The 12,478-nt window shown below is 41.4% G+C and carries 12 protein-coding genes and 2 riboswitches; all 12 genes read left to right on the forward strand.

Annotated elements, in window-relative coordinates:
- Position 1: 1 nt before the first annotated feature.
- The 12 genes from lsrF (at position 2) to AB1282_RS17685 (ending at position 12,464) form a co-directional block, all read left to right on the forward strand.
- Positions 2-793: a 3-hydroxy-5-phosphonooxypentane-2,4-dione thiolase gene (gene lsrF / locus AB1282_RS17630; RefSeq protein ID WP_429899664.1), complete on the forward strand. Its 792-nt coding sequence runs from the start codon at positions 2-4 to the stop codon at positions 791-793.
- 827 nt (positions 794-1,620) lie between these two features.
- A complete protein-coding gene (locus AB1282_RS17635; RefSeq protein ID WP_429899665.1) occupies positions 1,621-1,815 on the forward strand; it encodes a DUF2187 family protein in 195 nt (64 codons plus the stop codon).
- 587 nt (positions 1,816-2,402) lie between these two features.
- Positions 2,403-2,589, forward strand: a riboswitch (cobalamin riboswitch).
- Between the two features lie 167 nt (positions 2,590-2,756).
- Positions 2,757-2,938, forward strand: a riboswitch (cobalamin riboswitch).
- A 125-nt stretch (positions 2,939-3,063) separates the two neighbouring features.
- Positions 3,064-3,447: a (2Fe-2S) ferredoxin domain-containing protein gene (locus tag AB1282_RS17640; RefSeq protein WP_056466994.1), complete on the forward strand. Its 384-nt coding sequence runs from the start codon at positions 3,064-3,066 to the stop codon at positions 3,445-3,447.
- Positions 3,448-3,500: 53 nt separating this feature from the next.
- Positions 3,501-5,126, forward strand: coding sequence for a precorrin-3B C(17)-methyltransferase (cobJ, locus tag AB1282_RS17645; protein ID WP_429899666.1), 1,626 nt, complete (start codon positions 3,501-3,503; stop codon positions 5,124-5,126).
- Positions 5,127-5,189: 63 nt separating this feature from the next.
- The gene (locus AB1282_RS17650) at positions 5,190-6,113 is read left to right on the forward strand and encodes a sirohydrochlorin chelatase (protein ID WP_429899667.1); all 924 of its coding nucleotides are present in this window, start codon (positions 5,190-5,192) and stop codon (positions 6,111-6,113) included.
- The gene (gene cobK, locus AB1282_RS17655) at positions 6,110-6,922 is read left to right on the forward strand and encodes a precorrin-6A reductase (protein ID WP_429899668.1); all 813 of its coding nucleotides are present in this window, start codon (positions 6,110-6,112) and stop codon (positions 6,920-6,922) included. Before AB1282_RS17650 ends, cobK begins: the two co-directional genes overlap by 4 nt.
- Positions 6,923-7,570, forward strand: coding sequence for a precorrin-8X methylmutase (locus tag AB1282_RS17660; protein ID WP_429899669.1), 648 nt, complete (start codon positions 6,923-6,925; stop codon positions 7,568-7,570).
- 3 nt (positions 7,571-7,573) lie between these two features.
- A complete protein-coding gene (locus AB1282_RS17665) occupies positions 7,574-8,677 on the forward strand; it encodes a cobalt-precorrin-5B (C(1))-methyltransferase (protein ID WP_056465459.1) in 1,104 nt (367 codons plus the stop codon).
- A 1-nt stretch (position 8,678) separates the two neighbouring features.
- Positions 8,679-9,869, forward strand: coding sequence for a precorrin-6y C5,15-methyltransferase (decarboxylating) subunit CbiE (cbiE, locus tag AB1282_RS17670; protein WP_429901172.1), 1,191 nt, complete (start codon positions 8,679-8,681; stop codon positions 9,867-9,869).
- A gap of 2 nt (positions 9,870-9,871) precedes the next feature.
- Positions 9,872-10,573: a precorrin-2 C(20)-methyltransferase gene (gene cobI, locus AB1282_RS17675; protein ID WP_056465461.1), complete on the forward strand. Its 702-nt coding sequence runs from the start codon at positions 9,872-9,874 to the stop codon at positions 10,571-10,573.
- Positions 10,570-11,343, forward strand: a complete 774-nt coding sequence (gene cobM / locus AB1282_RS17680; protein WP_056465463.1) for a precorrin-4 C(11)-methyltransferase — start codon at positions 10,570-10,572, stop codon at positions 11,341-11,343. Before cobI ends, cobM begins: the two co-directional genes overlap by 4 nt.
- Entirely contained in the window at positions 11,343-12,464 is a 1,122-nt protein-coding gene (locus AB1282_RS17685; protein ID WP_056465465.1) for a cobalt-precorrin 5A hydrolase, read from the forward strand. The genes cobM and AB1282_RS17685 overlap by 1 nt, the downstream gene beginning before the upstream one ends.
- The last annotated feature ends 14 nt before the right edge of the window (positions 12,465-12,478 follow it).

Here is a 12,478-nt window from a genome sequence, read left to right on the forward strand (position 1 = left end):
AGTGAGCTGGGGATTTCAAAATCGATTAAACAAAATCTTACCAAATAAGAGGGCTGTAATGCTTGCGATAGATCATGGCTATTTCTTAGGGCCAATAAGAGGTTTAGAAAAGCCTGAAGAAACTGTCAGAGACTTACTTCCATACACGGATTCACTATATTTAACAAGAGGTACACTTGCAGCATGTATTCCGAAAAATACGGAAAAACCAATGGTTCTTCGTGTTTCGGGCGGTCCTACAACGTTAGGGAAGGATCTAGCGAATGAAACGATTGTTACTTCAATAAAAGAAGCAATTCGCCATAATGTTGTTGGTGTAGGGGTTTCGGTTTTTATTGGATCTGACTATGAAACTCAAACAGTAACAAATCTAGCTCAAGTTGTAACTGATGCTCATGATTACGGAATACCTGTACTTGGAATTACTGCAGTTGGAAAAGAGCTTGAAAAACGGGATGCCAGGTTCTTAGCATTAGCTTCAAGAGTTCTTGCTGAAATGGGAACCGATATTGTTAAGACTTATTACTGCGACGACTTTGAACAGGTAACAAGTAAGTGCCCGGTTCCAATAGTTATTGCAGGTGGCCCCAAATTTGATACAATTCGTGAAGCACTAGAAATTACGTATAATGCTATGGAGCAAGGTGCAGCTGGTGTGGATATGGGAAGAAATATTTGGCAATCTCAACATCCACTTGCAATGATCCAAGCGATACATTCCATCGTTCATAAAGGATTCACAGTAAATGAAGCGGTAGATTTATATGAATCTTCTTCAAAAGTAAAAGCTTAATATGTGTAAAAAAAGGAAACCTTTTACAATACCACCATAATGCTACGAACACAGTATCAACAGAAGTGATTAGTAAACAAGGCTTAAAGTTACGACAAGTCCAAAAACAATAACTGTGTCACAAAAATAATTAATCAATTAAGAAAAGTGTAGGGATGTAAAAATTTCTTACACTTTTTTAATGGTTTAAAAAATGTTACTAACGGACTATTTTTATTAGTTGTATAAGGTGATGATTCTAAACTAGTTGATACTTTGGTGATACGGTCAAACAAATGAACTAACTGACGTTTAGCAAAAATGGTGGAGCTAAAATTCCATCTTTTATATGCCCATTCTAACGAATTAATATTTAATTTTAGATACAGGTATTAGTTGATCAATGTTTTAAATGGTAATTAGCTTAAAATATCGTAGAATATTTTGTTTAATCTCCTTTACCTTTCGCTTGAAGTCAATTTTATAATAACCATATCGATGTCTTTAAACGCTCCTAAAATTTCAGTATTCAAAAAAAATACTATATTTATATCTAAAGTTTTGGTAATATAATAAAAAAGTAGTTTGAAAAAAAAAGTAATTAAAATCATTCTTCTTAATTTTTCATCATTGTATGAAACGAATAAAAAAATGTCCACTAGGTTATTTGTATAAGTTAGAATTACAAAAAGGATTTAGTCGTATTATCATTTAAGCTAGCTAACTTGGTACGAACTAATGTTCATCTACATATTGATGAAGGCGTTTTCAATTGTGAATAAGAAAAATCAAAATATAGCAATGAAGTGAAACTAAGAAAAATAATGATGATGATTGGGGAGAAGAAGATGAAATTCAAGGCAAAAAATATAGCTGAATTAGGGGAACATGTCTTTTTTAAGAATGGAATTAAAGGGATTGTTGAAAAGGTCAATGAAAATACAGTTATTGTAAATATAATCGATAATAAAACGGAATTGCTGTTTGAAGGAAACAGAACAGTTGTATCACACAAAAATTATCAAGTATTTGATGATGTATGAAGGAAAAAGGAAAGTCAGTTATACATGAGTTATAAAATATTTTAAACGAAAATTCTAAATATTGAAAATGTAAGCGTTTTCTGATATACTGAATAGTAGGTTGGATGGCATGTGTGGCCATCATCGTATTTGGCGTAGGTGGGGCCAGTACTCGGGACGGATTAGATAGGTTTTGTGATGTGAAAATGTAACGGGTTGATAAGATGTAATAGAGTAACAATGAAATTGTTGCTTATGGAACGGCTGTAGTAGTCGAGAAAATATAATTAAAAAACCTTGTAATTACAAGGTTTTTTTATTTTAATTTTTATAGAATTAAATAAAAAATAAAAAAAGTGCGGACAATTTCACGCACAAATTTACAAGAAAACCACACGAAGAGTTCTCTTTTTACTTGTCCTTAAATAACAATAAGTTTTAAAAAAAGAAATGTCGATATTTAATTTCTGCTATTTCTATATTAATTCAATTACTTAAACAGGATGAAGTTATTGGCGGTTAGCGTTTTCTTAAAAGAAGTCTAAAAACTCTTGAAATATTAAATCTGATAGACTAGTATATTAATATATAATAAATTAAATATTAATTTGTTAACAATTAGTTAAGATGCCTTAGGGCTTAATAGGGAATCTGGAGCATTACCAGAACTGTCCCCGCAACTGTAAGTGTGGACGAAATAGACAAACCACTGAAACGTTTATATGGACGTTACGGGAAGGGTCTAAAGTAGGAAGATACACAAGTCAGGAGACCTGTCTTAGCTTTTAAAGTTTCGAGTTCTTCGGGGGTTGAGAAGATGAAACGTTTGGACAAAAAGGATTATTTATTAACTTTCTTTGTGCTGGCGTTTTATCCGTTCAACTTATGTTGAACGGATTTTTTCGTTTTAATGATTCTAAATCATTTTTTTATGCCTCTAGAAGAAACAAGTCTTTTTAAAAATTGAATAGATTAGGATTGGTGCACAATGAAAATTGTGCTTAATAGGGAAGTACGGTTTAAATCCGTCACGGTACCCGCCACTGTAAGGGGAGTTCATTGCAGATGTCACTGAAGGAATTTGGGAAGACGCAATAGAATGATGAACCTAAGTCAGGAGACCTGCCTTTACCTAATAGCTTCAATCAACCTACGGGAACATAGGTAGAAGTGCTGAACTTACATCGCTATTTTTTGTGTGTATATATTCTGCACCCCTATGTTCATAGGGGTGCTTTTTTTATGAAAAAACGAAAGGGAGTGTGTGACATGACTACTTGGAATTTACAAGGAACGAAACACCATGTTTTCATTTGTAACGGCAGCAGCTGTATGAGAAAGGGTGGGGAGGAAGCGACACAAGCAATACGGAATGAAATCACCAATTTAAGCTTAGATTCAATCATACATACTACAAGAACGAGATGCAATGGGAGATGTAAGGATGCACCCGTTGCCATCGTCTATCCTTCAGGGACTTGGTATAAAAACGTAACCCCAGAAGTGGGAACTACGATTGTAAAGCGTCATCTGGCGGAAGGTCATTGCCTTCAGGAGCATTCGATCTATCAATATTCCGAAGCTGGATTCATACATCCAGAAGGGTCGGAATGCATCGAAGGAATACAAAAAGCGGTTAAAGAAAAGATTTAACAGCGGATAGTAGCTGGATTCTAGTTTGAAATTGTGAAAGGTGGCGTAATAGTGTGAAAGGCAAATTATTGGTAATTGGTTTTGGCCCTGGTGATGAAAAACATATTACCGGACGGGCAAAGGAAGCCATCCAAGAAAGTGATATCATCATCGGATACAAAACCTACGTTGATTTAATCAAGGGATTAATAGCTGGAAAGCAAATCATCAGCACAGGAATGACAGAAGAAGTGAGCCGTGCCCAAGAGGCTGTGAAACAAGCTGAGCTCGGTTACACGGTAGCTGTCATTTCGAGCGGTGATGCCGGTGTATATGGAATGGCAGGACTTGTTTACGAAGTGCTAATTGAAAAAGGCTGGAAAAAAGACTCAGGGGTAAAAGTAGAGGTGGTTCCTGGCATTTCTGCCATCAACTCCTGTGCTGCTTTATTAGGCGCGCCGGTCATGCATGATGCCTGTACGATTAGCTTAAGTGACCATTTAACACCTTGGAGTTTGATCGAGAAACGAATCGAAGCGGCAGCTCAAGCTGATTTTGTCATTGCCCTATACAATCCAAAAAGCGGGAGAAGAACACGGCAGATCATGGAAGCACAAAAAATTCTATTAAAATATCGCTCGCCAGACACCCCTGTAGGATTGGTAAAGAGCGCCTTCCGTGATAGTCAAAAGATCGTCTTAACCAATTTACAAGAGATGTTAGATCATGAAATTGGCATGTTAACCACCGTTTTAATAGGCAACTCTTCAACATTTTTCTACGATGAATTAATGATCACTCCGCGTGGTTATCAGCGGAAGTATACATTAAATCAGGCAATTCAGCCTTTGAAACCGCATCAGCGACTGCAAAAGGAAGCCGAACCATGGGCACTGGAGCAAATGGAAGATGTAATGCCGATAAACAAGAAATCAGTCACCCCAACCTCAGTGAAAGAGTCGCCAAGAGAGTTGGCTGAGGAAGCCTTGCAAATGAACCTTGGTGAGACCTATGGACGAAACCAAGATTTAATTGTGAAGCAAGACTTTCAATCTATTTTTGAGGTAGCGGTCAGCCCTGGTGTCGTCAATAAAAAATTTACCGCGCATCAGATGGTTATTCTTTCCGAAATTGTCGGAGAAGAAGGAGTCATGGAATACACACAAGACCATTTTATGAAGCTGCAAATTTTAACCTCTAAGCCTGATGAGATTATTAAAAAACTAACTACAGCCAACTTTTTAATTGCTCCTGTTGGCGACGTATTAACCGTAAAAGCATGTGATTTTTGTGACGGAGAAAAGAAGGATTCCATTCCTTATGCCGATGAGCTACAAGAAAGGCTTGGTGGCATAGAACTCCCAAAAGAACTGAAGCTTGGTGTGAATGGCTGCGGCATGGCCTGTTATGGAGCCGTAAAAGAAGATATTGGCATTGTCTACCGTAAAGGAGCGTTTGATTTGTTTTTAGGAGCCAAGACAGCAGGAAGAACCGCTCATACTGGCCAAATCGTAGCTGAAGGAATTGCACCGGACAAAATTGTGGGAATCATAGAGGGGATTGTTCAAGAGTACCAACAAAAGGCCTATCCAAATGAACGTTTCTATAAATTTTTTAAACGGGTCAAAGAGGTTCAAGGTTTTGTGTATCAGGATATCACACCAAACCTTAAAATCGAAGCGGCTGTTTGCGGGGAATAAAGGAGAGAAGACTAGCGGTAATTGGAAGGTAAGGCATTTAAAAAACAAAGGGGAGGAAATATTTTGAGAGCAATTTTATTTGTGGGGCATGGAAGTAAAGATCAAGAGGGAAATCAGCAGGTTCGTGAGTTCATCCGTGAGATGAGTAAGACTTGGGAAGGTTCTTTTCTGGTCGAGACGTGTTTTTTAGAATTTGAACGACCAACAGTGAATCAGGGCATCGATCTATGTGTAGAGAAAGGGGCCGACCATATTGTCGTGATTCCGATCATGCTCTTACAGGCAGGACACTCCAAAATTCATATTCCAGCAGCTATTGATGAGGCAAAGAATAAATATCCGCTTGTTCAATTTACTTATGGTCGGCCAATTGGTGTTCATGAGGAAACATTTGAAATTCTAAAAACTAGATTAATGGAAATTGGCGAGAATGTAGAAACCATCGAAGACGATACGGCTGTCCTTTTGTTAGGACGTGGCGGAAGTGATCCCGATGCGAATAGTGATTTATATAAAATTGCTAGATTACTATGGGAAAAAACAAACTATAAAATCGTCGAACCTGCTTTTATGGGGGTGACCAATCCCTTAGTGAACGAAGGGATTGAGCGCTGTATTAAACTTGGAGCAAAAAAAGTAGTAATCCTGCCTTACTTTCTATTCACTGGCATCCTGATTAAACGCTTAGAAGATATGATGGTACCTATTCAAAATCAATATCCCGCTGTCGAAATTCGGTTGGCTGACTATTTTGGTTATCATCCAAAATTACAGAGGATTTTAATAGATCGGGTGGAAGAAGCTCTCCGTGATGAGGTGAAGATGAACTGCGATACTTGCCAATATCGTCTTAATGTGATGGAACATATCGATCATCACCACCACCATGATCATGACCACGATCATCATCACGGCCATGACCATCACCATCATGACCATCACCATGATCACGAACATGCGGTGCAAAAGGCTGGAGATAGAGGATGATCTTCGTGTTAGCCGGAACAAGTGATGCAAGAGCCCTTGCTTTAGAAATAAAAAAGGAAGGCTTCGATTTCCTTGCCTCAGTAGTCACAGAAAATGCAGCAGTTGAATTAAGGGAGTCAGGGATACGTGTTCAAGTAGGAAGATTAACGGATACAGACATGGTGAGGTTGATTGACACAAAAGGGATTCTAGCGGTTGTCGATGCCAGTCATCCGTTTGCTGAAGAAGCTTCCAAAAACGCAATCAAGGCGGCCGAAACGGCGGGAATCCCCTATGTTCGGTATGAACGGGAGTCACAAAAATTCCAATATGACAAAATGAAAGTCGTCGAAAGCTACGAGGAAGCTGCCGAGCTTGCATTGGCCAATAAAGGCGTGGTAATGCTGACGACAGGCAGCAAGACGCTTCAAATTTTCACAGAAAAACTATTAGGTAACCCGGACATTCGCTTGATCGCCAGGATGCTGCCTCGTATGGATAATATGGAAAAATGTGAGCAACTAGGACTGCCGCAGAAAAATATTATTGCGATCCAGGGCCCATTTTCAAAAGAGTTCGACAAAGCCCTATATAAGCAATATGGCGTGAACTTAATGGTCACTAAAGAGAGTGGGAAAGTCGGATCGGTCGATGAAAAGGTGGAAGCAGCCAAGGAACTGGGGATTGAGGTTATCCTTATTGGCCGCCCGAAACTGAATTATGGCACCGTCTATACTAATTTTATCGATGTCATCGCAGAATTACATAAAAAGATTGGTTCCACACCAAGGTTACAACAGAACAATCATTTTAATACAGGAGTGAGATAAATGGATTTTCGTACCGAATTTAAACCCTTAACCGTCCAGCCGGAACAGATTGAAGGTAGAAGTTTTGAAATGATTAATGAAGAAATTGGTGAGCATCCTTTTACCGAGGAACAGTATCCAATTGTCCAGCGTATCATCCATGCATCCGCTGATTTTGAACTCGGGCAAAGCGTCCTCTTCCATCCTGACGCTATTCAGTCCGGTATTCGGGCTATTCGGAGCGGAAAAATGGTAGTTGCAGATGTTCAAATGATTCAAAGTGGGGCAAATAAAGCGCGAATTCAAAAATTCGGTGGAGAAATCAAAGTCTATATTTCCGACCCAGATGTCATCCAGGAAGCCAAACGGCTGAATACAACAAGGGCGATTATTTCGATGCGAAAGGCGATCAAAGAAGCAGATGGCGGTATTTTTGCCATTGGGAATGCCCCAACCGCCTTACTCGAACTTATCCGCCTAATTAAAGAAGGAGAAGCAAAACCTGGTCTTGTCATTGGATTGCCTGTTGGGTTTGTTTCTGCGGCTGAGTCAAAGGAAGAACTAGCTAAGCTCGATATCCCATTCATCACCAATATTGGCCGTAAAGGTGGCAGTACCGTGACCGTTGCCGCATTAAATGCCATTTCCATTATGGCTGAACTCGGATAACCCATGCAGGAAGTACCAAAAGGTAAGCTGCGGGAAGGATATACGACTGGGGCCTGCGCAACAGCAACCACCAAAGCAGCGCTGACGGCATTAATTACCGGTGAACAGCAAACAGAATCAACGATATACTTGCCCGTTAAGCGGTTTGCAACCTTTCAGGTAGAAAACTGTGAAGTAACGGAACAAACGGCTACAGCCAGTACGATAAAAGACGCGGGGGATGACCCAGATGCCACCCATGGGGCCTTGATTGTTTCTACTGTGTCATGGCTCGATGAACCAGGCATTGTGCTTGATGGGGGAATTGGTGTTGGCCGCGTTACAAAGGACGGCTTGCCCGTTCCTGTCGGCGAGGCCGCGATTAACCCCGTTCCCCGCAGGATGATCTGCGAGACAGCAGAAGGGGTATTAAAAGAATTCGGGATTACAAGAGGCATTAAAATCGTCATTTCCGTACCAGCCGGTGAAGAGATCGCCAAAAAAACACTCAATGGACGCTTAGGGATCATTGGCGGGATTTCTATTCTCGGAACCCGCGGGATTGTCGTTCCTTTTTCCACAGCCGCTTATAAAGCTAGTATCATCCAGGCAATTAGTGTTGCCCGAGCAAGTGGCTGCGAGCACGTTGTCATTACAACAGGCGGGCGGAGCGAGAAAAATGCCATGAAGCAATTTCCTGAGCTGTCTGAAGAAGCTTTTATCGAAATGGGTGACTTTGTCGGGTTTACTCTTAAACAATGCAAGAAGCAAGAGGTAAAGAGAGTTTCGATGGTCGGCATGATGGGGAAATTCTCAAAAGTGGCAATGGGGATCATGATGGTTCACTCAAAAAGTGCCCCTATAGATTTTGATTTTTTAGCTGAGGTGGCAAGCCGTACCGGTGCTGATGCTACACTGGTCGAGGAAATTCGAACTGCCAATACGGCATCACAGGTTGGTGATTTGATGACAGCACAGGGCCACCTATCCTTTTTCGAAATGCTTAGCGACTATTGCTGCGTCGCTGCGTTAAAAGAAGTCGATGGTGGGATCGACATAGATACGACCCTATATACCATGAAGGGGCAATTGTTAGGAAAGGCGGTGCGAAAGAGTGCCATCAATTAAAATGATCGGCATTGGGGACGAAGGGAAAGTCAGCCTACTCCCAATGTACGAAAAGTGGATTAATGAAAGTGAACTCTTAATAGGAGGAAAAAGACAGCTTGCTTTTTTTTCTGAATTCGCCGGCGAAAAAATGGCGATTGAAGGCGGGCTTTATTCTCTAGTGGAACGGTTGCAGTCGGAGACTAGAAAGGTAGTCATTCTAGCTTCAGGAGACCCGTTATTCTATGGAATTGGAAGCTATTTATCTTCTAAAATCGATTTGGATATTTATCCATATATAAGTTCAATCCAGCTTGCTTTTGCCAGAATGAAAGAAAGATGGCAGGATGCTTATTTTACTAGTGTTCACGGCAGGAGTATAAAAGGGTTGGCACAGCGGGTGGATGGAAAAAAAACAGTCGCAATCTTAACCGACACAGAAAATTCCCCAAATAAAATCGCTCAATATTTACTTTCCTTTGGCATGACTGAATATGAGGCGTTTGTGGGCGAGAACCTAGGCAGTGACAAGGAACGATGCCGCTGGTTTACCCTTTCTGAAATGAAGGATGAAGAGTTTTCACCGCTCAATGTAGTAATTCTTAAGAAAAAAGGGGAAAGCCCACATTGGCCGATAGGCATTGACGATTCGGAATTTTTACAGCGTAAACCAGATAAGGGCTTAATTACAAAAAAGGAAATTCGCACACTAAGCATTAGTGGCCTAAGGTTAAAAGAAGATAGCACGGTTTGGGATATTGGGACATGCACAGGTTCTGTTGCGATTGAGGCTGCGAAAATCGCCAGGGAAGGACAATTGTTTGCCATCGAAAAGAACGAGGGCGACTTAGAAAACTGTAAGCAAAATTTAGTAAAGTTTCGTGTGGATGCAACACTCGTCCATGGGAAAGCACCAGAGGGACTAGAAACCTTCGCGGATCCGGATGCGGTATTTATTGGCGGGACGGCAGGTGGGATGGAGGACATTTTGGATATTTGCTGTAGCCGCTTGAAAGCGTGTGGACGCATTGTCTTAAATGCCGTCACAATTGAAAATCTATCAGAAGCGATGCTTGTGTTTAAAGAGCGAGGATATGAGACGAACATTACTCTTGCTCAAATATCCAGAAGTAAGCCCATTTTAAATTTAACAAGATTTGATGCATTAAATCCGATTTACATAATCGAAGCTTGGCGCAAGGAAGGGGAGTAAACATGTTAGGTACATTATACGGCCTTGGGGTTGGCCCAGGAGATCCAGAGCTTATTACCGTTAAGGCGTTTCGTAAATTAAAGGAATCACCAGTGATTGCCTATCCGAAAAAACAAAAGGGCAGCAAAAGTTATGCCCATCGAATCATTGATGTCTATTTTCAGTCGAACGAAAAAGAAATGCTGGGCCTTGTCTTTCCAATGACAAAGGATCCAGCCACATTAGAAAGAAAATGGACGGAAACCGTGGAAAATGTATGGGCCAAGCTGCAGGAGGGAAAGGATGTTGCTTTTGTAACTGAAGGGGACCCTCTTTTATACAGCACGTTTATTCATATGATGCGTTTGATGCAGCAGAAGTATCCGCAAGTTCCGATTGAAGTTGTTCCGGGGATTTCGTCCATCAATGGGGCGGCTTCTAGGCTGGGAATTCCATTGGCAGATGGGGATGAGCATGTTGCGATTGTTCCAGCACGGGATGACTATGAAACCATGAAAAAAGTCATTCAAGACAATGATTGTGTCATTTTTATAAAAGTAGCGAAAGTGATTGATTTAATGCTAGAAGTATTACGAGATTTAGATTTGCTTGACAAGGCTTCAGTCGTTACAAAGGTAACATCGGATGAAGAAATTATTTGGAGGGCAGATGAGCTCGAAGGAGCTGAGCTTGAATATTTAACATTAATGGTGGTGAGAAAATGAAGCTTTATATCATTGGTGCCGGACCGGGCGATCCTGATTTAATCACGGTAAAAGGCCTTCAGTATCTTCAGGAGGCAGATGTTATTCTATATGCGGATTCTCTTGTAAACGAAGACTTAATTGCAAAAGCAAAACCTTCCGCCGAAATATTGAAAACTGCTGGGATGCACTTAGAAGAAATGGTTGACGTCATGGCTGACCGAATTCTGCAAGGGAAAAAGGTTGTTCGTGTACACACGGGCGATCCGGCTGTCTATGGGGCGATTATGGAACAAATCGTCTTGTTAAAGAAGAGAGGAATCGAAATAGAAATTGTTCCAGGTGTGAGTTCTGTGTTTGCGGCCGCCGCGGCCGCTCAAGCTGAGCTGACGATTCCTGATTTAACCCAAACCGTGATCCTTACAAGAGCCGAGGGTAGGACACCTGTGCCAGAATTTGAAAAGCTGGCGGATTTAGCAAAACATAATTGCACGATTGCGCTTTTCTTAAGTGCGACGTTAACGAAGAAACTTGTCAAGGAATTGACCGGGGCAGGATGGAGCAAGGATACTCCTGTTGCGGTTGTTTATAAAGCGTCGTGGCCAGATCAAAAAATTGTCCGGACCACACTGGAACGCTTAGACGAGGATATGCGGATTAATGGGATTCGTAAACAGGCGATGATTTTAGCAGGATGGGCACTGGATGAAAACATCCACGAACAAGATTATCGTTCCAAGCTGTATGACAAACAGTTTACACACGGATTCCGTAGGGGGGTGGAATCGTAATGATCGAGCTCCAAGAAGCGCAAAGGGCGGTCATCCAGCAGAAGGGGGACTATGCGGTTGTCGCCATTACAAAGCATGGGGTCGAACTGGCCCGCAAGCTGGGACATTCGTTTCAAAATGCCGATGTGTACTATATGGCGAAGTTTGAAAAAGGAGATGAGAGGAACAAGGACATCCAGTTATTTACCGGGAGCGTTCGACTTCTTCTGCCCGCTCTTTTCGAGGCCTACAATGGGCTTATTATCATCATTTCCCTTGGAGCCGTGGTACGAATGATTGCACCTATTTTAAAGGATAAAAAAACAGATCCTGCGGTTGTCGTTATCGATGATAAGGGTGAACATGTGATCAGCGTGCTGTCAGGCCATATCGGCGGTGCAAATGAACTAACGAAAGAAGTGGCGGCCACTCTACAGGCCCGTCCAATTATTACCACAGCTTCAGACGTACAGGAAACGATTGCGGTTGATTTGTTCGGGAAACGATTTGGCTGGATTTGGGACTCGGCTGATAAGCTGACGCCCGTTAGCGCTTCGGTTGTAAACGAAGAAAAAATCGCCGTGGTTCAGGAGTCAGGTGAAAAAGACTGGTGGTCATATGACCGGCCGCTACCAGGAAATATTCAGCCGTATTCATCGATTCAAGAAGCGCTGGCCGCAAAGCCAGATGCTGCCTTAGTAGTAACCCATCGGAATTTATCCGAAGATGAAACGGAGATTTTACATAATGGAGTTTTATATCGACCAAAGGTGATCGCCCTTGGATTGGGTTGCAACCGTGGGACAACTGCAGCGGAAATCGAAGCAGTAATCGACGAAACACTTAAGGAATTAAAGTTTTCAAAAAAAAGTGTCAAAGCGGTTTGCACGATAGATCTAAAAAAGGATGAAGCAGGACTGCTTGAAGTGGCGAAAAAAAACGGCTGGGAGTTTATTTATTACACCCCAGTTGAATTGAATTCGATTAAACTTCAGAACCCTTCTGAAACAGTCTTTAAATTTACCGGTGCATACGGTGTCAGTGAGCCGGCTGCTTTATTGTACAGCGCAGCGGAACATCTAACGTTGATAAAGAAGAAATCAGGTAATGTCACCATATCAGTAGCGGTGATTCCCTATTGAGAGAGGAGGGAAAT

This window comes from Gottfriedia sp. S16(2024) (assembly GCF_050473765.1).
In the GTDB taxonomy this organism is placed as follows: domain Bacteria; phylum Bacillota; class Bacilli; order Bacillales; family Bacillaceae_G; genus Gottfriedia.

Excerpts from the sequence above, each read along its gene's own strand:
- AB1282_RS17635 (WP_429899665.1), top strand. The coding sequence starts at position 1,621 with ATGAAATTCAAGGCAAAAAATATAGCTGAATTAGGGGAACATGTCTTT.
- AB1282_RS17640 (WP_056466994.1), top strand. The coding sequence starts at position 3,064 with ATGACTACTTGGAATTTACAAGGAACGAAACACCATGTTTTCATTTGT.
- cobK (WP_429899668.1), top strand. The coding sequence starts at position 6,110 with ATGATCTTCGTGTTAGCCGGAACAAGTGATGCAAGAGCCCTTGCTTTA.
- AB1282_RS17660 (WP_429899669.1), top strand. The coding sequence starts at position 6,923 with ATGGATTTTCGTACCGAATTTAAACCCTTAACCGTCCAGCCGGAACAG.
- AB1282_RS17665 (WP_056465459.1), top strand. The coding sequence starts at position 7,574 with ATGCAGGAAGTACCAAAAGGTAAGCTGCGGGAAGGATATACGACTGGG.
- cbiE (WP_429901172.1), top strand. The coding sequence starts at position 8,679 with ATGATCGGCATTGGGGACGAAGGGAAAGTCAGCCTACTCCCAATGTAC.
- cobI (WP_056465461.1), top strand. The coding sequence starts at position 9,872 with ATGTTAGGTACATTATACGGCCTTGGGGTTGGCCCAGGAGATCCAGAG.
- cobM (WP_056465463.1), top strand. The coding sequence starts at position 10,570 with ATGAAGCTTTATATCATTGGTGCCGGACCGGGCGATCCTGATTTAATC.
- AB1282_RS17685 (WP_056465465.1), top strand. The coding sequence starts at position 11,343 with ATGATCGAGCTCCAAGAAGCGCAAAGGGCGGTCATCCAGCAGAAGGGG.